Source organism: Arthrobacter celericrescens (genome assembly GCF_003614925.1).
GTDB classification, from domain to species: domain Bacteria; phylum Actinomycetota; class Actinomycetes; order Actinomycetales; family Micrococcaceae; genus Arthrobacter; species Arthrobacter celericrescens.
Window position 1 is genome coordinate 1 of sequence record NZ_QYLP01000101.1, and the last position, 18,628, is coordinate 18,628.

At 64.4% G+C, this 18,628-nt stretch carries 19 protein-coding genes; 13 read left to right on the forward strand and 6 right to left on the reverse strand.

The window, feature by feature from the left end:
* Positions 1-88: 88 nt before the first annotated feature.
* From D3654_RS19455 to D3654_RS19465, 3 genes are all read right to left on the reverse strand, one after another.
* On the reverse strand, positions 89-1,237 hold the full coding sequence (locus D3654_RS19455) for a mannitol-1-phosphate 5-dehydrogenase (protein ID WP_120523112.1): 1,149 nt from the start codon (positions 1,235-1,237) through the stop codon (positions 89-91).
* Entirely contained in the window at positions 1,237-3,246 is a 2,010-nt protein-coding gene (locus tag D3654_RS19460) for a PTS mannitol transporter subunit IICBA (protein ID WP_120523113.1), read from the reverse strand. The genes D3654_RS19455 and D3654_RS19460 overlap by 1 nt, the downstream gene beginning before the upstream one ends.
* A 62-nt stretch (positions 3,247-3,308) precedes the next feature.
* Positions 3,309-4,031 carry a TetR/AcrR family transcriptional regulator gene (locus D3654_RS19465; RefSeq protein WP_120523114.1) on the reverse strand — a complete coding sequence of 241 codons (723 nt, stop codon included), beginning with the start codon at positions 4,029-4,031 and terminating at the stop codon, positions 3,309-3,311.
* Positions 4,032-4,148: 117 nt separating this feature from the next.
* Here D3654_RS19465 and ptsP point away from each other — a divergent pair, with 117 nt between their 5' ends.
* From ptsP to mscL, 5 genes are all read left to right on the forward strand, one after another.
* Entirely contained in the window at positions 4,149-5,834 is a 1,686-nt protein-coding gene (ptsP, locus tag D3654_RS19470) for a phosphoenolpyruvate--protein phosphotransferase (protein ID WP_120523115.1), read from the forward strand.
* Between the two features lie 33 nt (positions 5,835-5,867).
* Positions 5,868-6,146 carry an HPr family phosphocarrier protein gene (locus tag D3654_RS19475; RefSeq protein WP_120523116.1) on the forward strand — a complete coding sequence of 93 codons (279 nt, stop codon included), beginning with the start codon at positions 5,868-5,870 and terminating at the stop codon, positions 6,144-6,146.
* Between the two features lie 134 nt (positions 6,147-6,280).
* Positions 6,281-7,246, forward strand: a complete 966-nt coding sequence (gene coaA / locus D3654_RS19480) for a type I pantothenate kinase (protein WP_074587740.1) — start codon at positions 6,281-6,283, stop codon at positions 7,244-7,246.
* Positions 7,247-7,251: 5 nt separating this feature from the next.
* Entirely contained in the window at positions 7,252-8,109 is an 858-nt protein-coding gene (locus D3654_RS19485; RefSeq protein WP_120523117.1) for a M15 family metallopeptidase, read from the forward strand.
* A 40-nt stretch (positions 8,110-8,149) separates the two neighbouring features.
* A complete protein-coding gene (gene mscL, locus D3654_RS19490; RefSeq protein WP_120523118.1) occupies positions 8,150-8,527 on the forward strand; it encodes a large conductance mechanosensitive channel protein MscL in 378 nt (125 codons plus the stop codon).
* 82 nt (positions 8,528-8,609) lie between these two features.
* Here mscL and glmM read toward each other — a convergent pair whose 3' ends face one another.
* From glmM to rplM, 3 genes are all read right to left on the reverse strand, one after another.
* The gene (gene glmM / locus D3654_RS19495) at positions 8,610-9,974 is read right to left on the reverse strand and encodes a phosphoglucosamine mutase (protein ID WP_120523119.1); all 1,365 of its coding nucleotides are present in this window, start codon (positions 9,972-9,974) and stop codon (positions 8,610-8,612) included.
* 238 nt (positions 9,975-10,212) lie between these two features.
* A complete protein-coding gene (gene rpsI, locus D3654_RS19500) occupies positions 10,213-10,716 on the reverse strand; it encodes a 30S ribosomal protein S9 (RefSeq protein ID WP_070347934.1) in 504 nt (167 codons plus the stop codon).
* 37 nt (positions 10,717-10,753) lie between these two features.
* A complete protein-coding gene (gene rplM / locus D3654_RS19505) occupies positions 10,754-11,197 on the reverse strand; it encodes a 50S ribosomal protein L13 (RefSeq protein WP_070347935.1) in 444 nt (147 codons plus the stop codon).
* Positions 11,198-11,506: 309 nt separating this feature from the next.
* On the opposite strand from rplM, the gene D3654_RS19510 reads away from it, so the two are divergent.
* The 8 genes from D3654_RS19510 (at position 11,507) to D3654_RS19545 (ending at position 18,623) form a co-directional block, all read left to right on the forward strand.
* On the forward strand, positions 11,507-12,151 hold the full coding sequence (locus tag D3654_RS19510) for a prepilin peptidase (protein ID WP_245413339.1): 645 nt from the start codon (positions 11,507-11,509) through the stop codon (positions 12,149-12,151).
* Between the two features lie 247 nt (positions 12,152-12,398).
* On the forward strand, positions 12,399-12,605 hold the full coding sequence (locus D3654_RS19515) for a Flp family type IVb pilin (protein ID WP_120523121.1): 207 nt from the start codon (positions 12,399-12,401) through the stop codon (positions 12,603-12,605).
* Positions 12,606-12,720: 115 nt separating this feature from the next.
* Positions 12,721-13,134, forward strand: coding sequence for a TadE family protein (locus tag D3654_RS19520; protein WP_120523122.1), 414 nt, complete (start codon positions 12,721-12,723; stop codon positions 13,132-13,134).
* Entirely contained in the window at positions 13,122-14,177 is a 1,056-nt protein-coding gene (locus tag D3654_RS19525; RefSeq protein WP_120523123.1) for a TadE/TadG family type IV pilus assembly protein, read from the forward strand. Before D3654_RS19520 ends, D3654_RS19525 begins: the two co-directional genes overlap by 13 nt.
* Before the next feature lie 45 nt (positions 14,178-14,222).
* On the forward strand, positions 14,223-14,993 hold the full coding sequence (gene cpaB, locus D3654_RS19530; RefSeq protein ID WP_245413341.1) for a Flp pilus assembly protein CpaB: 771 nt from the start codon (positions 14,223-14,225) through the stop codon (positions 14,991-14,993).
* A complete protein-coding gene (locus tag D3654_RS19535; protein ID WP_120523124.1) occupies positions 14,990-16,195 on the forward strand; it encodes a CpaE/TadZ family protein in 1,206 nt (401 codons plus the stop codon). Before cpaB ends, D3654_RS19535 begins: the two co-directional genes overlap by 4 nt.
* Entirely contained in the window at positions 16,192-17,673 is a 1,482-nt protein-coding gene (locus D3654_RS19540) for a TadA family conjugal transfer-associated ATPase (protein ID WP_120523125.1), read from the forward strand. Before D3654_RS19535 ends, D3654_RS19540 begins: the two co-directional genes overlap by 4 nt.
* Positions 17,670-18,623: a type II secretion system F family protein gene (locus D3654_RS19545; protein ID WP_245413342.1), complete on the forward strand. Its 954-nt coding sequence runs from the start codon at positions 17,670-17,672 to the stop codon at positions 18,621-18,623. Before D3654_RS19540 ends, D3654_RS19545 begins: the two co-directional genes overlap by 4 nt.
* The last annotated feature ends 5 nt before the right edge of the window (positions 18,624-18,628 follow it).

An 18,628-nucleotide genomic window follows, 5' to 3' on the forward strand; every position in this document is an offset into this window, starting at 1 on the left:
GGCCGTGAAGATGTCAGATACCTCCACTAAGCCCCGGAGGTCCTCCTCACTTCAAGACTTCTGTCACCAACGTCATGGCCGAGTACACCTAGAGCTCTGCCTTGCGTTCGCTGACAAGGCGAAGCAGCTCGCCGAACAGCGGGTGTTCGGTGCCGATGCCGGTGATCTTCCGGGTGGCTTCGGCGGCGTCCAGCGTGGCCAAGGTCTCAGCCAGTTCCCTTGCTTCGTCGTCCGAGCCGTCGTCGAAACGAAGGGCGGCGGACATGGCGTCCAGCAGGGCCACCGGCGTCGTCCCGCGCTCGGCGAGCTCCGCGGCGGGTCCGACGAATCGCTCGTGCCGGCTGAGCTTCCGCATGGGTGCACGGCCTACACGCACCACCGTGTCCGGCAAGTGCGGGTTGGTGAAGCGGGACAGGATCTTCTGTACGTATGCTTCCTGCTCGGCCTCGGCGAAACCGTGCTTGGCGACCAGCAGTTCCTTGGTTTCGTCGAGCACGGCGCGGACCTTCGCCGCCACGGCCGGATCGGCCATGGCGTCCGAGATCTTCTCCAGCCCTGCCTGGTAACCGAAGTAGGCCGCCGAGGCGTGTCCGGTGTTCACCGTGAACAGCTTGCGCTCGATGTACGGTCCCAGCTCGTCCACGAATGTCGCCCCCGGGATCACCGGGGCGTTTGCGCCAAACGGCGTGCGGTCGATGACCCACTCGTGGAAGGTCTCCACCGTGACGTCCAGGCCCTGGCCCGGCGCCTGGTTGGGGACGATGCGGTCTACCGCCGTGTTCGCGAAAACCGCGACGGCGTCCAGCCCGCCCGCGGAGTCGTCCCAGGCCGCACGGACCTCCTCGCGGAGGAGGTCCGTGGCGTTGATGGCGTTCTCGCACGCCATCACCTGCAACGCCGGCAGCGAGGCGTTCCGGGCGGCAAGCCCCCGTGCGATCACCGGTGCCACAAACTTCAGGATGTGCGGGCCGACCGCCGTGGTGACCACGTCCGCCGTCGAGATTTCCTCGACGACGGCGGCTTCCTGGGTGCCCGAGTTCAGTGCCCGGAACCCGTCGACGGTCTTCGCCGCCGGGTTCTCCCCGACCTCGTGCACCTCGTAGCTGTCCGCGGATGCCAGCTGGCTGATCAGCGCGTCCGCAACATCCGCGAACACCACCTCATAACCGGCCTCGTGCAGCAGCAGCCCCACGAATCCGCGCCCGATGTTGCCTGCCCCGAAATGGACTGCCTTCACTATGCGTTGACCTTTCCGAACAGCTCCAGGATTTCCTCAACCGTGCTGGCTTCCTCCAACTGGGCCACCTGTGCCTTGTTGGTGAAGATCTTGGCGATGGAGGCGAGGATGTGGAGGTGTTCATTGTTGAGGCCGGCCACGCCGACCACGAACTTCACTTGCTTGCCGCCCCAGTCGATGCCCTCGGGGTAGCGGACGATTGACACCGCCGAGTGCTTGATGTGCTCCTTGGCGTCGTTGGTTCCGTGCGGGATCGCCAGGAAGCTGCCCATGTAGGTGGACACGGATTCCTCGCGTTCGTGCATCGCCTGGACATATGTGGTGTCCACGGCGCCGCGGTCCAGCAGCAGCTTGCCGGCCTCGTCGATCGCGGCGTCGCGGTCCCGGGCGGTGCCGTCCAGGACCACGCTTTCGGGAAGCAGCACGCCCTTGGTCCCGACGGCGGCACCCGGCTCCGCGACATGCGCGCCCTGTGCCGGGGCTGCTTCTGCTTCGACCGCACTGTCCGGGTGGGCAGCAGCAGGACCTTCGGTGTTGCTGGTCTTCACGAGCTCCACGATTTCGTCGTACTTGGGGCTGCCCATGAAGTTGTCCACGGAATAGTGCACGGCGCTGGAGGTCTTCGGCTGGGCACGCTCCGTGAGGTCCTGGTGCGTGACCACCACATCGTAGGTGTCAGTCAGGTTGGCGATTGCCGAGTTGGTGACCTTGACGTCGGGGAAGCCTGCCGCCTTGATCTTGTTGCGCAGGACCGTGGCTCCCATGGCGCTGGAGCCCATGCCGGCGTCGCAGGCGAACACGATGTTCTGGACCGGGCGGGTCAGGACGGCGACGTCGCTTCGGCCGCCAACCAGTGCCGAGGACACGGAGCTCTTCTTGCCCTTCATCGCTTCCATGCGGGACGTGGCCGCGGCCAGGTCGTCTTCGCCCTTGTCCTTCGAGGTGCGGAGGATCAGGGAGGCGATCAGGAAGGAAACCGTGGCGGCGAGCACCACGGCGAGGATCACGCCGACGTAGCTGTCACGGGAGGTCTGGAAAAGGACCGCGAAGATCGATCCCGGGGCGGACGGTGCCACCAGGCCGGAGTTGGTGATGGCCAGGGTGGCGATGCCGGTCATGCCGCCGCCGATAGTGGCGAGGATCAGGATGGGCTTCATCAGCACGTAAGGGAAGTAGATCTCGTGGATACCGCCGAGGAAGTGGATGATCGCGGCGCCCGGAGCCGACGCTTTGGCTGCGCCGCGCCCGAAGAACATGTAGGCCAGCAGGAGGCCCAGGCCCGGGCCGGGGTTTGCCTCAAGCAGGAACAGGATGGACTTTCCCTGCTCCAGGGACTGCTGGATGCCCAGCGGGGTGAGCACGCCGTGGTTGATGGCGTTGTTCAGGAAGAGGACCTTGGCCGGTTCGATGAAGATGCTGGTCAGCGGCAGCACGTTGTTGCTGACCAGGAACTGGACCACGTTTCCGGCACTCTGGCTGAACCAGGCGACTGCCGGCGAGATGCCATAGAAGCCGAGCAGGGCCAGCAATGCGCCCCAGATGCCGGCGGAGAAGTTGTTCACCAACATCTCGAAGCCGGGGCGGATCTTGCCCTCCCACAGGGAGTCGAGTTTCTTGATGGTCCAGCCACCCAGCGGGCCCATGATCATGGCGCCGATGAACATCGGGATGCCGGCGCCGACGATGACGCCCATGGTGGCGATGGCGCCCACGACGCCGCCGCGGACGTCATAGACGATCTTGCCGCCCGTGTACCCGATGAGCAGCGGGAGGAGGTACGTGATCATCGGGCCAACCAGGCCCACGTTGGGAACTCCTTCGGCGTTGGTGCCGAAGCCACCGAGCGCGGGCACGGGGATCCAGCCCTTTTCGATGAACAGGGCGGTGATGATGCCCCAGGCAATAAACGCCCCGATGTTGGGCATGATCATGCCGGACAGGAATGTTCCGAATTTTTGGACGCGAACGCGCAGGCTGGTCCGGGGCTTTGCAACGGTCTCTGTTGCCATGTGAATTCCTAACGGTATCCCGCTACGGCGCGGGCTAGTCGATTGTTAGATCGAGGGCAGCTTCAGGAGCTGCTGGAAATACGGTGAAGCCACTCAAGGAAGAGCTTCAGTTCAGAGCTGGACAGTTGATCCGAATGCGAGGCCTGCAGTGCCGCATTCAGGGCGATTGCCGCAACAACCACGGAGGACTTACCGGAGTCCTCCGCTGCGGCGCCACGGGCGGTTTCCGTGGAGACGGCGAAGATCATGGAATCCCGGGTCATCGTTGAGAGCTCGAGGTTCCGGTCTTCCACCGGTTCGGAGATGAGCATGAGCGTGACACCCACGTTGGCCGCGAGAATGCTTCGTGCCGCTTCGCGGGGCGGCACGTTGAGCTGGCCGGCGATCGCGGCCTTGTTCAGCATTTCCTCCAGGAGCGCCTCGGCGTCTGCGACGACCGCCGGGCGGCTTTCCGGCCTGATGTTGCCGAACATCACCAGGTACAGGTGGGGCTGGGCTAGTCCGAACGCCACGTGGTTGTCCCACATGCGCCGGATGTCCTCCAGGGGTTCCCCTGATGGTGCGAAGTCACGCTCACCCGCCACGTACTCCTCAAAGCCGGCCGAAACGACGGCGTCGAACAGGCCTTCCTTGTCACCGAAGTGGTGGTAGAGCGTGGGTGCCGTGACCCCCGCCAGCTTGGTGATCTGGCGGGTAGAGATCGCTGACCCTTCTGAATTCGCCAGCAATTCGGCAGCCGCGCGGAGCAGCCGGACTTTGGGCGGAAGCTGGTCATCGAAACTCATAGCCGCTACCCTAGCATCTATAGCGCTGCTATATGAAGTGGCTCACAAGCAATTTTTCGCAGATCCGCGGTGCCGTCGCCGCCGGATCCCGTGTAACGAAGAGAAGCAGAGGATTCAGTGCAGAATTTCCAAGGGGTAGGAGTCAGCCCGGGCCGCATCGTCGGCCCCGTCCGCCGGATGCCGAAGGCGGTGACCGAACCGCCGTCGGGCGAGCGCCTGGACGCGGCCATCACCGCGGAGGCCGCCGTCGCGGGCCTGAAGACCGCGGCGCAGTCCGTGCATGACGGCCTCAAGGCCCGCGCGGACATCGCCACCGGCGACGGAAAAGCCGTGCTGGAAGCCACCGCGCTCATGGCCAAGGACACGATGCTGCTGAAGCAGGCCGCCAAGCTCATCAACGCTGGCACTTCGGCGGAACGCGCCATCTGGGAAGCCGCGGCGTCCGTGGCCGAGATGCTGCACAACCTCGGCGGGTACATGGCCGAACGCGCCACCGACGTCCTGGATGTCCGCTCGCGCATCGTCGCCGAACTCCGCGGCGTCCCCGCGCCCGGCATCCCCTCATCGGAGACGCCTTTCATCCTGGTGGCCGAGGACCTCGCCCCGGCCGACACCGCCACGTTGGACCCAGCCAAGGTCCTGGCGCTGGTGACCTCCGGTGGCGGGCCGCAGTCGCACACCGCCATCATCGCCCGCTCCCTCGGGCTGCCCGCCGTGGTTGCCGCCCACGGTGTGGACGAAGTGGCGGACGGCTCCGAAGTGTACGTGGACGGCGCGGCCGGCTTCGTTGCGGTCGCCCCCTCCGAGGAACAGCGCGCGGCAGCCGCCGCATGGGCTGAAACTTCGGCAACGCTGGCCGGCTTCGATGGAAACGGCACGACGGCGGACGGCCACCTGGTGCCGCTCCTCGCCAACGTGGGCGGAGCCAAGGACGCCGTGGCCGCCGCCGGGCTCGGCGCCCAGGGCGTCGGCCTGTTCCGCACCGAATTCTGCTTCCTGGAACGCGACACCGAGCCGTCCGTGGACGAGCAGGCCGCCGCGTACAAGGCCGTGTTCGACGCCTTCCCCGGCAAGAAGGTGGTCCTGCGCACCCTCGACGCAGGCGCGGACAAGCCCCTGCCGTTCCTCACGGACGCTACCGAACCCAACCCGGCCCTCGGCGTCCGCGGCTACCGCACTGACTTCACCACTCCGGGAGTCCTGGAACGCCAGCTCTCTGCGATTGCCCGGGCCGCATCCGAATCCGAGGCCGACGTATGGGTCATGGCGCCCATGATTTCCACGGCCGCCGAAGCCGCACGTTTCGCTTCCCTGTGCGCGGCAGCGGGACTGAAGACCCCCGGCGTCATGGTGGAGGTCCCCTCCGCGGCGCTGACCGCAGCCTCGGTGCTGCGCGAAGTCGGCTTCGCCTCGCTCGGCACCAACGACCTCACCCAGTACGCCATGGCCGCGGACCGCCAGCTCGGCCCCCTCGCCGAACTCAACACGCCCTGGCAGCCCGCCGTGCTCCGGCTGGTCCAGCTCACCGTGGAAGGCTCCGCCCTGGAGGGCAACAACAAGCCGATCGGCGTCTGCGGCGAGGCGGCCGCGGACCCGGCCCTCGCCGTCGTCCTCGCCGGCCTTGGCGTCTCCACGCTGTCCATGACCGCCCGCTCGCTCGCCGCCGTCGGGACCGTCCTGAAGACGGTCACCCTGGAGCAGGCACAGGAACTGGCCCGGCTGGCCCTCTCGGCGCCCGGCGCCACCGAGGCCCGCGAGTGGGTCCGCGCCAAGCTTCCCGTGCTCGAAGAGCTCGGCCTCTAGATCCTTTCGACCAGCTACCCCAAGGAGATACCCATGCCCGAACGCACAGCCACCATCGCCAGCCGCTCCGGCCTGCACGCCCGCCCCGCCGCATTGTTCGCCGAGGCCGCGGGCGAGCAGCCCGTGGACGTCACCATCGCCATGCAGGGCGATCCCGCCGATGACGCCCTCGACGCCGCCAGCATCCTGTCGCTCATGACACTCGGTGCCGCCCAGGGCGATGTGGTGGTGCTCCGGGCCGAAGGCGAGGGCGCGGACCAGGCCCTCGATTACCTCGTCCAGGTCCTCGAAACCGACCACGACGCCGGGTAGCCAAACACGGCCGGGTAGCCCGCTCCGTGCTGCTTGCGGGCTACCCGTTCATCCGCTGTTCAATCCCCCGTTCCTGACCGGCCTCGCGCTAGCCGCATTTCGCGTTGGGGTCAGGGAAGGGCAGAATCACTTAGGTGACATTGCAACGCAACGAGGCGAACGGCGACACCTCATCGCCGTTCGTGGAGCTGGACAGGCAGACCTGGTCCCGACTGGCCGCGCAGATGGAGCAGCCTCTCAACGAAGAGGACATCATCCGGCTGCGGGGCCTTGGCGACCCCCTCGACATGAACGAAGTGCGCGAGGTCTACCTGCCCTTGTCGCGGCTCCTGCACCTCTATGTGGAGGCGTCCCACCAGCTGCACGCAGCCACCACCACCTTCCTGGGCGAACAGACCCAGCGCACGCCCTTCGTGATCGGCGTGGCGGGTTCGGTCGCCGTCGGGAAGTCCACCATCGCCCGCGTGCTGCGCGAGATGCTGCGCCGCTGGCCGGGCACCCCGAACGTCGAGCTCATCACCACCGACGGCTTCCTCTATCCCCTCGCGGAACTGAAGCGCAGGCACCTGCTCGAACGCAAGGGCTTCCCGGAATCCTACGACCGCCGCGCGCTCCTGCGTTTCGTCAGCGAGATCAAGGGCGGCGCCGAGGAAGTCCGCGCTCCCTGGTACTCGCACGTCACCTACGACATCGTGCCGGACAAGGAAGTGGTGGTCCGCCGCCCGGACGTCCTCATCGTCGAAGGCCTGAACGTCCTGGCCCCGGCCCGTCCCCGCCACGACGGGCGCCAAGGCCTTGCCCTGAGCGACTTCTTCGACTTCTCCATCTACGTGGATGCCAAGACCTCTTACATCGAGGAATGGTACGTGGACCGGTTCAGGAAGCTCCGCGGCACGGCCTTCGCGCAGCCGGAATCGTACTTCCACCGCTACGCCACGCTGTCCGATGCCGAGGCCGAAGCGACAGCCCGCGGCATCTGGAAGCGCATCAACGAACCGAACCTCGAAGAGAACGTCCTGCCCACCCGCGGCCGCGCCCAACTGGTGCTCACCAAGGAGGCCGACCACACCATCCGCAGGATGCTCCTGCGAAAGGTCTAGCACGCATGTGCCACAACAGCGGGCCGGACCGCAGGACGGTCACGGCGCTGCTCGCCGCGGGTTTGGGGTTGGCGGCGCTCACCGCCTGCACCCCGGACGATCCCAAGGTGACCGGTGCCGCAACGGGCAGCGCTTCCATGACGGGCAGCCCGACTGTATCAAGCAGCCCGACCGTATCAAGCAGCCCGACCGCCGCGGCCAGGCAGCCGGCTCCTTCACCTGCCAAAGGCGCGCTGCCGCCGTCGGCGTCCCTCGCGAAACAGCATTCGCTCACTGATCCGCGCAGCCCCTGGGTGGTGGTCAACAAGCACCGCCCGCTCACGCCGCTGCAGTTCGCGCCGCCGGATCTGGTGCAGCCTGCCGTTCAGCTCGCCACCAGCGGCGAATCGGCACTGCTCAACAGCACGACGGCGGCCGCGGCCGGGAAGCTCTTCGCGGCGGCCGCAGCGGAAGGCGTCACCCTGACGCTGGCGTCCGGCTACCGTTCCTTCCAGACCCAGACGGCCACGTACAACGGCTACGTCAACACCCGCGGGCGGGCATCGGCGGACACAGCCTCGGCGCGCCCGGGGTTCTCGGAACACCAGACGGGGTGGGCCTTCGACATCGGCGACGGCGGCGGGGCCTGCAGCTTCCAGCCCTGTTTCGCCGAGCAGCCGGCAGCCGTCTGGGTGAAGGCCAACGCGCACAAATACGGCTTCGTGGTCCGCTACCCGTGGATGCTCCACGGGACCACCGGCTACTACTACGAACCCTGGCACCTGCGGTACCTCGGGCCCGAGGCGGCCGGGGACATGGCCAAGCGCGGCATCACCACCGTTGAGGAGTACTTCGGGCTGGAAGCGGCGCCCGGGTACCGCTGAGTTCCCGGATCCTTCGCGGCTCCTGCGCTATTTTGGAGCCATGTTGAGCGGATTCAAGAAGTTTCTCATGCAGGGCAACGTCATTGACCTTGCCGTGGCTGTCGTCATCGGTACCGCCTTCAACGCGGTGGTCGATTCGATCGTCAAGGGTCTCCTGACCCCACTGATTGCCCGTATTTTCAACGCCAAGGACCTTGCCGGCATGACCTGGGAAGGCTTTGCCTACGGCAGTGTCCTTGCAGCCATCATCAATTTCGTGCTCGTTGCGGGCGCAATCTACTTCGTGGTGGTCGTACCCATGAACCACCTGATCGAGCGCCGCAACGCAAAACTCGGCATCAAGGAACCGGAAGCGGAAGTCGATCCGCAGATCGCACTGCTCACCGAAATCCGGGACAGCCTGGCTGCCCGCAACTAGCCACTCCGACTCCGGAAAGCAACAAGAAACGGCTGTGGCCCGCCTCCTTGGGAGTCGGGCCACAGCCGTAATTGCCTTAAGCTCAGACCGGTAGTTCGCGCGGAATTCCGAGGCGGTCTTCCACGACGCCGGCGAGTTCGGTGCAGATCCGTTTGGCCGTTTCCATGTCGGCGGCTTCCACCATGACGCGGACCAGCGCTTCCGTTCCGGAGGGGCGCAGCAGGACGCGGCCCGTTTCGCCGAGTTCCAGTTCCGCCGCGGCGACGGCAGCAGCCACTCCCTCATCCGTAGCGGCGCGGGTCTTGTCCACGCCCTTCACGTTGATCATCAGCTGCGGGAGCTTGGTCATGCTCGTGGCCAGGTCCTTCAGGGACCGCCCCGTGCGCGCCACCTGGGCTGCCAGCTGGAGCCCGGTGAGCACGCCGTCGCCGGTAGTGGCGTAGTCCGAGAAGATCACGTGGCCGGACTGCTCGCCGCCCAAGCTGTAGCTGCCCGCGCGCATTTCCTCGAGCACGTAGCGGTCGCCGACGGCGGTTTCGCGGATCGAGATTCCGGCCTTGCGGAGGGCGATCTTGAGGCCGAGGTTGCTCATCACGGTTGCCACGAGGACGTCGTCCTTGAGCTTCCCGGATTCCTTGAGGGCCAGGGCGAGGATGGCCATGATCTGGTCGCCGTCCACCTCGGTGCCTTCGTGGTCCACGGCCAGGCAGCGGTCGGCGTCGCCGTCGTGGGCAACGCCGAGGTCGGCACCGTACTTCAGCACGGCTTCCTTCAGCGGGCCCAGGTGCGTGGAGCCGACGCCGTCATTGATGTTCAGGCCGTCCGGCTCGGCGCCGATGACAATGACGTCGGCGCCTGCGTCCTTGAAGACCTGCGGGGAGCAGCCGCTCGCGGCGCCGTGGGCGCAGTCGAGGACCACGCGGAGGCCGTCGAGGCGGTGCGGCAGGGTGGTGAGCAGGTGGACGATGTAACGGTCCTCGGCGTCGGAGAAGCGCTGGATGCGTCCGACGTCGCCGCCCAGCGGGCGGGAGGGCTCCTTGCCGAGCTGTGCCTCGATGGCGTTCTCGACGTCGTCGGGCAGCTTCTGCCCGCCGCGGGCGAAGAACTTGATCCCGTTGTCCGGAGCGGGGTTGTGGGAAGCGGAGATCATGACGCCGAAATCGGCGTCGAGGTCCGCCACCAGGTAGGCGGCCGCCGGGGTGGGCAGCACGCCGGCGTCGAACACGTCGATTCCGGAGCTGGCGAGGCCAGCTTCGACGGACGCTGCGATGAACTCGCCGCTCGCCCGCGGGTCACGGGCGACGACGGCGCGCGGCCGCTTTCCGTCGGGGGTGCGGTCATGGCCAAGTACGACGGCGGCGGCCTGGGCGAGCTGCAGAGCCAGCTCGGCGGTGAGGGTTCCGTTCGCGAGACCGCGCACGCCGTCTGTTCCAAATAATCTAGACATCGCTGCCCAGTCTAGTGGAAGGGCAGGCCTCCACCGGACCCGACCCGCTCAGGGGTCCCTGGGGCCGTCATAGGCGTTAACGACGGAAGCCCGCCCCGCCGAAAAGGCGGAACGGGCTTCCAGGCTCCGGCCAAGGCCGGACAAGCGAATTAACGCTTGTGGAGCCAAGCGGTAAATTGCGCCGAGGGAGCCCAAAGGCCCGGTCGCCAAGCGACCGGGCCTTTGGGTAGGCGCAAATTTAGCGCTTGGAGTACTGCGGGGCGCGACGTGCCTTCTTGAGACCGGCCTTCTTACGCTCGATGACGCGGGCGTCACGAGTCAGGAAGCCGGCCTTCTTGAGGGTCGGGCGGTTATTCTCTACGTCGATCTCGTTCAGCGAACGGGCAACACCGAGGCGCAGGGCACCAGCCTGGCCGGAGGGGCCACCACCGTGGATGCGGGCGATGACGTCGTAGGCGCCTTCAAGTTCGAGGATCTTGAAGGGTTCGTTGACTTCCTGCTGGTGCAGCTTGTTCGGGAAGTAGTTGGCCAGCTCGCGGCCGTTGATGGTCCACTTGCCGGAGCCCGGCACAACGCGAACGCGTGCAACGGCTTCCTTGCGGCGGCCAACAGCTGCACCGGAAACGGTCAGCGCGGGGCGCTCCTTCTTCGGCGCAGCGTCAGCCGGTGCGCTTTCAGAGGTGTAGCTGGTCAGTTCCTCAGCCTCAACGGCTTCGTTGGTCAGTTCTTCGTTCTGAGCCACGATTCTCCTTGTATAAAAAGTTGTTTGGTGGCCAGGACTACTGGGCGACCTGGGTGATTTCGAAAGTCTTCGGCTGCTGGGCAGCGTGCGGGTGCTCAGCGCCACGGTAGACCTTGAGCTTGCTCAGCTGCTGAGCGGCGAGGGAGTTCTTGGGGAGCATGCCCTTGACGGCCTTTTCCACGGCGCGAACCGGGTTGGACTCAAGCAGTTCCGCGTAGTTGACGGAGGTCAGGCCGCCCGGGTAACCGGAGTGGCGGTAAGCGCGCTTCTGCTCCAGCTTGGCGCCGGTCAGTGCGACCTTCTCGGCGTTGATGATGATGACGAAGTCGCCCATGTCCATGTGGGACGCATAGGTCGGCTTGTGCTTTCCGCGCAGCAGTGTTGCGGTCTGGCTGGCAAGACGACCAAGGACAACATCGGTGGCGTCAATGACGTGCCACTGGCGGTTGATATCGCCGGGCTTCGGGGTGTACGTACGCACGGTTTTGCCTCGTTCTTGTTCTGGCGTTCATGTTTTAGGCCACACGCGCAAGCGTGGACCTACTAGGTATGCGCTACCGGAACAGAGGTGAGGGCTCTATGTAACCAGTCATCCCAAGGCCTCGAAATGCCTCCCGGGTGTGTGATCCTGCAACTGGATCCCCAAGCGGGCATGTGTCATCGAGAAAGGACACGCACAACGACTATCAACAATAGCGCCAAGAGACTTGCAGGGTCAAAATGACGGATCTGAGGGACGCGCGGCGTCAGAATGAGGGGAACTGCCCAGCTGCCGTCCGAGGAGGTGCCGGTGACCGTCGCGCCTGAACTGCTTGTCCTTGCCGGGATCGCCGGCGCCGGTTTGAGCCTGCTGGCGGATCTCGCGATCAAGCTCTGGCTGCCGCGGCTCGGCGGCATGCCACCCCTTTGGACGAGGCTTACGACGGCGGCCGTCACCGGACTTTTGTTCGTCCTCTTTGCATGGCGTTTCGGAATTTCTCCCGAATTGCCGGCTTTTCTTGCCCTGGCGGTGCTGGCCGTCCAACTTTCGCGCATTGATATCGCCCTGCATTTGCTTCCAAACCCCTTGGTTCTTGGACTCCTCGGGGCTGGTTTGGCCCTCTTCGCGGCCTCCGCGGCACTCGGATCTGAGTGGGGTGGACTGCTCCGGGCAGCTGCCGGGGGTGCCGTGCTGTTCGCCGGGTACCTGATTCTCGGATTAATTTCCCCGCGGAGCCTCGGAATGGGCGATGTGAAGCTCGCCGCACCCCTCGGCATGTACTTGGGCTACTTAGGTTGGAAACAGGTGTTCTATGGGGGGCTGCTGGGCTTTGTGATGGGCGGCTTGCTAACGGTGCTGATGGTGCGTCTGGGCCGCGGAAATACGCCGAAAGAGACGCCGCACGGCCCTCCGATGTTCGCTGCGGCCATCAGCGTACTACTGCTCCTGCCGTAGCTCCTGGTCAAGAGGCCTGCGTACTTGACGAACGGGCCATGCCCGCTTCCAAGTAGTACTCGGAATAGAAACTGAGTACTCACACAAAAACCGTCAAGATGACCCGGAAAAAGTCGAGTACAGCCATCTCTTGCCACCTTCCCACCCCCGGGTGAATTCTTTTGCTATCGAAATCCGAACCGCTGGATATGGGGGCGGCCCGGAATTCGTCCAAACCAAATTCACCTTATCTGGGAAGGATTTTCCAATGTCATCTCTCATGCTCTCCGTTGTCTCTTACATCGCCGGCCTCAAGGACCGACTCACCTCCGAAAAGGGCGCGACGGCGACTGAATACTCGCTGCTCGTCGCATTCATCGCCTTCGCCATCATCATCGGCGTCACCTTCTTCGGCCAGCAGCTGAGCCTCTGGTTCAACGACCTCGGCACGACAGTGAGCAACTGGGCCAACTAGCAGGCCACCTCGGCTCAATCCATGGTGCCGCGTCCGCGCAACGCGGGCGCGGCACCGCCATTTTCTGGGTCCATTTCTGGGTAGTACCACACAAAAACGGCCATCTGGGGGTCACATGAAACACCAAAAGGACCGCGCCAGGGAAGAATCCCGGGGCGCTGTCGCCGTTGAATTCGCCCTTGTTGTTCCCTTCCTGCTCCTCCTGGTGGCCGGGATCATCGAGTTCTCTCACGCTCTGGGCGTGCAGATCTCGGTCACCCAGGCCGCGAGGGAAGCGGCCCGGACTTACGCGATCACGAACGACTGGGGCAAGGCAACTGCAGCCGGCACGGCGGGCGCACCAAGCCTCAGCGGCCCAATTTCCTTCAGTCATGACGTTGATTGCGAGCCCGGAAACACCGTCAACGTAACCGCGGAATATACGGCGAATTCGCTCACTGGATTCGCTCTAAACGTATCCGGAAACCTTGTTTCCTTTGCGGGATCATTCACAAGTAGCGGAGTGGGAGCAATGCGATGCGGCGGCTAGTCAGGAATTCAAAACCACGCCACCGGGCGGAGAAAAGCAACGCAGTAAATAGGGAACGCGGCGCCGCAGGCGTAACGGTGGCACTGTTGCTAATGGTACTTGTTGGTGCCGGGGCCATGGCAGTCGACGTAGGCCAGATCTACGTCGAACGGGGCGAATTGCAGAACGGGGCTGACGCAGGAGCAATGGCGGCTGCGCAGCTCTGTGCCGAAGCCGATGGCTGCACCCAGCTCGAAGCCGAAGCGGCCGCAGCCAACTTAGCTAACGGAAACGCCAGGGACAACGCCTCAACCGTTCAATCGGTGGACCTCAGCGTCGCCAATCAAGTAACGGTCGTTACCTCGACCCTGAGTGGCACTACCAACGCCGGCTTCCTCAGCAAGATGTTCGCCAGCGCACTGAATGCGCCTCCGGTGACCGTCGGCGCACAGGCGACGGCGGGCCTGACGTTCCCGGGAGGGGGTGGGGCGTTTCCACTCGCCTTCTCGGACGAGTGTTGGGACCTTAGCGAGGCCGTGGACACCGGCGAACTCCAGAAGATCTCCTGGAAGCCAGGTACTACCTGCACCAATCCCTCGGGCCATACCGTACCGGGAGGTTGGGGCTGGCTGGAAGACCCGGACAACGACTGCTACGCCGTAACCACAACTGGCAATGTGGTCGGGTCCGATCCGGGCAGCGATAAACCCGCCCAATGTGCCACGATCCTGCAGGGCTGGATCACGGCCCTCGATTCCGGGGAAACGGTTGAGGTGACCTTCCCGGTCTTCGATTCCAAGTCTGGAACGGGCAGTGGGGCCATCTTCCACATCATCGGCTATGCGACCTTCAGCATCGTCGGTTGGAAGTTCGGCAACGGCAGCGTCTACGAGTACCACAACACCACTGCAGCTCTGGGCAACTCCAACCTTGCGTGCTCAGCGGGCAACGCCCGCTGCATCATCGGCCAATTCGTCAAGTACGTAACCCTCGAAGACGCCGAAGGCGGTGGGGCCGGGTCTGGTGAAAATCTCGGCACTGTCGTCGTCAAACTCATCAAATAGCGGGCCGGCACCGCCCGATTCGCGCAGTGACAAGGAGAAGGAAAAGTGAAAACACGCCTACTGGGAGGCATCGCTGCGCTTGTCGTAGCCGTTATCGGGACCGTGATGCTCCTCATCTACGTCCAGGGCGCTGACAGGCGCGCCTTGGCCAACACCGAGACCGAAGAGGTCTATGTCGTGCAAAAGGAAATCCCGGCCGGAACGGCCGTCGCCAAGTTCGGCGACAGCGTGGCCAAGAAAGCCGTCCCGCGGTCCGCCGTCGTGGCGGACAGCGTCAAGAGCCTCGACGATTTGGGAAACAAGGTGTCATCCATCGAATTCCTGCCCGGTGAACAAGTACTCACTTCCCGCATGGTGGACCCGGGATCGCTCCTTGGCCGCGGCCGCGTGGAAGTACCGACCGGGCTCCAGGAAGTGACCGTCAAGCTCGACATCGAGCGGGTTGTCGGCGGCAATCTTCAGGCCGGCGACACGGTGGGAGTGCTCATGTCTTTCAAGCCGGAAGACTCCGCGAAAGCCCCGGACATGACGCAACTGGCACTCCACAAGGTCCTTGTCACCGCCGTCCAGGACGGCACCGGGACTATCTCGGAAACCGCCACCGAAACGTCCCAGTCCGACAACAGCAGCTCGCTCAACGCCAACAAGAAGTCTTCTGCGCGGGGTACGTATTTGGTGACCCTTGCCCGCCCGGCAACCGATGTCGAAAAGATCGTCTTCGCGGTCGAGTTCGGCTCCGTCTACCTGAGCAAGGAACCGGTAGATGCCACTCAAGGCAACTCCGGTGTGATGACCCTCGGCAAGGTAATACGATGAGCCGCTTCATTCTGATCACCCCAGACACTGACTTCGAACGCAGGGTTCGCTCCGCTACAGCCGGTATGAGCGGCAGCCTGCAATGGTTCCAGGCGGACTACCTCCCGGAAGGTCCCCAGGACATCCTCAACCAGCTCCTTGGGGAAGCCCCGGAGGTCCTCATCCTGGGCCCCGGCCTGGACGTCACCGACTCCCTCAAGCACGCGTCGTTGCTCGACCTGCAATTTCCTGAGATCAGCGTGGTCCTCGCGGCCGAGCAGACCCCGGAACTGGTGCTCGCAGCCATGCGGGCCGGTGTCAGGGACATCCTGTCCCCGGCGGCTGAAGCTGACGGTATCCGCGTCATGGTCGAACGTGCCAGCCTTGCGGCGGCCGGCCGCCGTCGCGGGCTTGCGCCGAGCGCGGCCGAGTCTCCGGATCAGGCCTCCGGCGGGCGGATCATCGCCGTGATGTCGCCCAAGGGTGGGGTCGGCAAGACCACCGTGGCCACGAACCTCGCCGTGGGTCTGGGCAGCCTTGCCCCCATGGGCGTCGTCATCGTCGACCTGGACCTGCAGTTCGGGGACGTCGCAAGCGGCCTGCTCCTGGAGCCGGACCATACAATCACTGATGCCGTTCTCGGGCCGGCGAGCCAGGACTCGATGGTGCTCAAGACCTACTTGAGCGTCCACCCAGCAAGCATCTACGCCCTCTGCGCCCCCCGCAACCCGGTGGAGATGGATCGTATAAAGGCCGAGCACGTCACAAACCTCCTGGAACAGCTACGGCACGAATTCCAGTACATCGTGATCGACACGGCCCCCGGACTCGGCGAACATGTCTTGGCGGCCCTGGAACAGGCCACCGACGCAGTGTGGGTCTGCGGCATGGACATCCCCAGTATTCGCGGTCTTCGCACCGGCCTTGGCGTTCTCGACGAACTGCAGTTGCTACCGCAGCACCGCCATGTCGTCTTGAACATGGCCGATCCGAAGAGTGGACTGAGGCTCCCGGATGTGGAGGCGACCATCGGCGTTCCGGTGGATGTCGCCATTCCGCGTTCAAAAACCCTGCCATTCTCCACTAACAAGGGCGTCCCCCTGCTGCAGGACAACAGGCGGGATTCCGCAACCAAGGGACTCCGTTCCCTGGTTGAACGCTTCAAGCCCAATTGGGACGAACGAACCCACAAGCAACTCCACAGAAGGGCGGTAGTCCGGTGAACCTCTCACGCAGGCTCGAAAGCCTTCACGGTGACGAACCCTCCGGCGGCGGAGCCGCTACTACAGAGGATGGGGTCTACGCGGCGTCAACCGAGTCGCCCACTCTCAGCCGTTTCCAGGAAGTCCGTGCGGCCGAGGCGGCTCAAGCCGTTTCGCAACGTGAAGTTGGAACCCAATCTGCTGCCCTCGCCAGCGAGGCGCTTGGCAGCCTCAAGGAGCGCGCCACTGCGGCCCTGTACGAACGCATGGGCTCGCGGCTGACGGACTCCAGCCTGGATGAGGCGGAACTGCATCAATATGTCCGCGACGAGTTGAAGCTCGTTGTCGATGCCGAGCAGGTCCCGCTCACAGCCGCCGAGCGTCATCGGCTGACTTCCGAGATCATCGACGACGTCCTGGGGCACGGACCGATCCAGCGTTTCCTCGACGATCCCGAAATCACCGAGGTGATGGTCAATCGCTACGACAGTGTCTATGTCGAACGGTACGGCCGGCTTTTCAAAACGGAAGCGAAGTTCACCTCGGACGAAGCCCTCCGGAAAGTCATCGAACGCATTGTCTCGCGGGTGGGTCGCCGGATCGACGAATCGTCGCCCCTGGTAGATGCCCGTCTTGCCGACGGTTCCCGTGTCAACGCCATCATTCCACCCCTGGCAGTTAACGGCCCATCGCTCACCATCCGAAAGTTCGGCCGCGAGGCCCTCACTGTCAACAAGCTCATCGAGTTCGGTAGCCTGACTCCGGAAATGGCCGAGCTCCTGAGGGCTTGCGTCCTGGCCCGGATGAACATCATCGTTTCCGGCGGAACCGGTACCGGCAAGACAACCTTGCTGAACGTTCTCTCTTCCTTCATCCCTCCGGACGACAGGATCGTCACCATCGAGGACGCGGTCGAACTCCAGCTCCAGCAGGAACATGTGGTGCGTTTGGAAAGCAGGCCAGCCAACATCGAGGGCCGCGGCGAAGTCACCATCCGTGACCTGGTGCGGAACTCCCTTCGCATGCGTCCCGACCGCATCGTGGTCGGCGAAGTCCGTGGCGGTGAGTCCCTGGACATGCTGCAGGCCATGAACACCGGCCATGACGGATCGATTTCCACGGTCCACGCAAACTCGCCACGCGACGCCATCGCGCGCCTGGAAACCCTGGTGCTGATGGCGGGCATGGACCTACCGCTGCGTGCAATCCGGGAGCAGGTCGCTTCAGCCGTGAACCTGATCGTGCACATCACGCGACTGCGCGACGGCACCCGCCGCATCACGCACTTGACTGAAGTCCAAGGCATGGAAGGCGATATCGTGACCCTCCAGGATGCCTTCGTTTTCGACTACTCGGCAGGGGTTGATGCCAACGGCCGGTTCCTCGGCAAGCCGATGCCCACGGGTGTACGCCCCCGGTTCACCGACCGCTTCTCGGAGCTCGGGATTCCGGTTTCACCGGCGGTGTTTGGCGCCTTTGCTCCAGGAGTGCGGCGATGAACGCCGCCGCTGGCCAGTCCATCATGCTGGTAGCCGGGCTGGTCGGCGTATACCTGGCGTTGCTGCTCGTGGTGCTGTTGGTGCTCAAGCCCAGCCGGACCCTCGACCTCCAACGGCGCCAGCCTGGAATCCAGGCCCGACAATCCGCTTTGACGGTACTCACCGACAATGCAAAAGGGGCCATCGACTCGAGGATCCATAATGGATCGGGCGGACTGCTCTCTCAAGCCCGACTGGATGCGGCAGGCCTGAAAAAGCAGGCATCGGACTACATTCTGATCTCGAGCGTCACAGTGCTTCTCGCCGGCGTCGTTGGCTTTCTCCTCGCAGGCGTGCTGTTCGCTATCCTGATGTGCCTTGTCGCGGTGTTGGGTCTGTTCCTGACTTTGAAGCTGCTGACGTACCGGCGCCAGTCACGATTCGATGAACAGGTCCCGGATACTCTCCAGATGCTGACAGGTGGTATGCGAGCCGGCCACAGCTTGCTGCGTGCCGTCGACGCGGCGGCCAAGGAAAGCGAATCCCCGATGTCCGAGGAACTCACGCGGATTGTGAACGAAACCAGGATCGGCCGGGATCTCGGCGAGTCGATGAACGAAGTCGCCGCCAGGACCTCGAACGAGGACTTCACGTGGATTACACAGGCAATCGAAATCCATCGCGAAGTCGGCGGCGATCTGGCGGAAGTCCTGGACCATGTGGGCGAAACAATTCGCGACAGGAACCAGATCCGCAGGCAGGTGAGGGCCCTCAGCGCAGAAGGAAGGGTCTCGGCGTTGGTCCTCGTCGCGCTTCCGGTGGTCATGTTTGTGGTGCTCTGCTTCATGAATCCCTTGTACGCGCAGACGTTCACGTCTACGTTCGCCGGATTCGTCATGATTGCCGCCACGGTAGTCATGCTCACCCTGGGTTCTCTCTGGCTCAACCGCCTCATCAAGCCGAAATACTAGGAGTC

Coding starts and splice junctions, on each gene's coding strand:
- D3654_RS19460 (WP_120523113.1), bottom strand. CDS start 3,246: ATGGCAACAGAGACCGTTGCAAAGCCCCGGACCAGCCTGCGCGTTCGC.
- D3654_RS19465 (WP_120523114.1), bottom strand. CDS start 4,031: ATGAGTTTCGATGACCAGCTTCCGCCCAAAGTCCGGCTGCTCCGCGCG.
- D3654_RS19475 (WP_120523116.1), top strand. CDS start 5,868: ATGCCCGAACGCACAGCCACCATCGCCAGCCGCTCCGGCCTGCACGCC.
- D3654_RS19485 (WP_120523117.1), top strand. CDS start 7,252: ATGTGCCACAACAGCGGGCCGGACCGCAGGACGGTCACGGCGCTGCTC.
- mscL (WP_120523118.1), top strand. CDS start 8,150: ATGTTGAGCGGATTCAAGAAGTTTCTCATGCAGGGCAACGTCATTGAC.
- glmM (WP_120523119.1), bottom strand. CDS start 9,974: ATGTCTAGATTATTTGGAACAGACGGCGTGCGCGGTCTCGCGAACGGA.
- D3654_RS19515 (WP_120523121.1), top strand. CDS start 12,399: ATGTCATCTCTCATGCTCTCCGTTGTCTCTTACATCGCCGGCCTCAAG.
- D3654_RS19520 (WP_120523122.1), top strand. CDS start 12,721: ATGAAACACCAAAAGGACCGCGCCAGGGAAGAATCCCGGGGCGCTGTC.
- D3654_RS19525 (WP_120523123.1), top strand. CDS start 13,122: ATGCGGCGGCTAGTCAGGAATTCAAAACCACGCCACCGGGCGGAGAAA.
- D3654_RS19535 (WP_120523124.1), top strand. CDS start 14,990: ATGAGCCGCTTCATTCTGATCACCCCAGACACTGACTTCGAACGCAGG.
- D3654_RS19545 (WP_245413342.1), top strand. CDS start 17,670: ATGAACGCCGCCGCTGGCCAGTCCATCATGCTGGTAGCCGGGCTGGTC.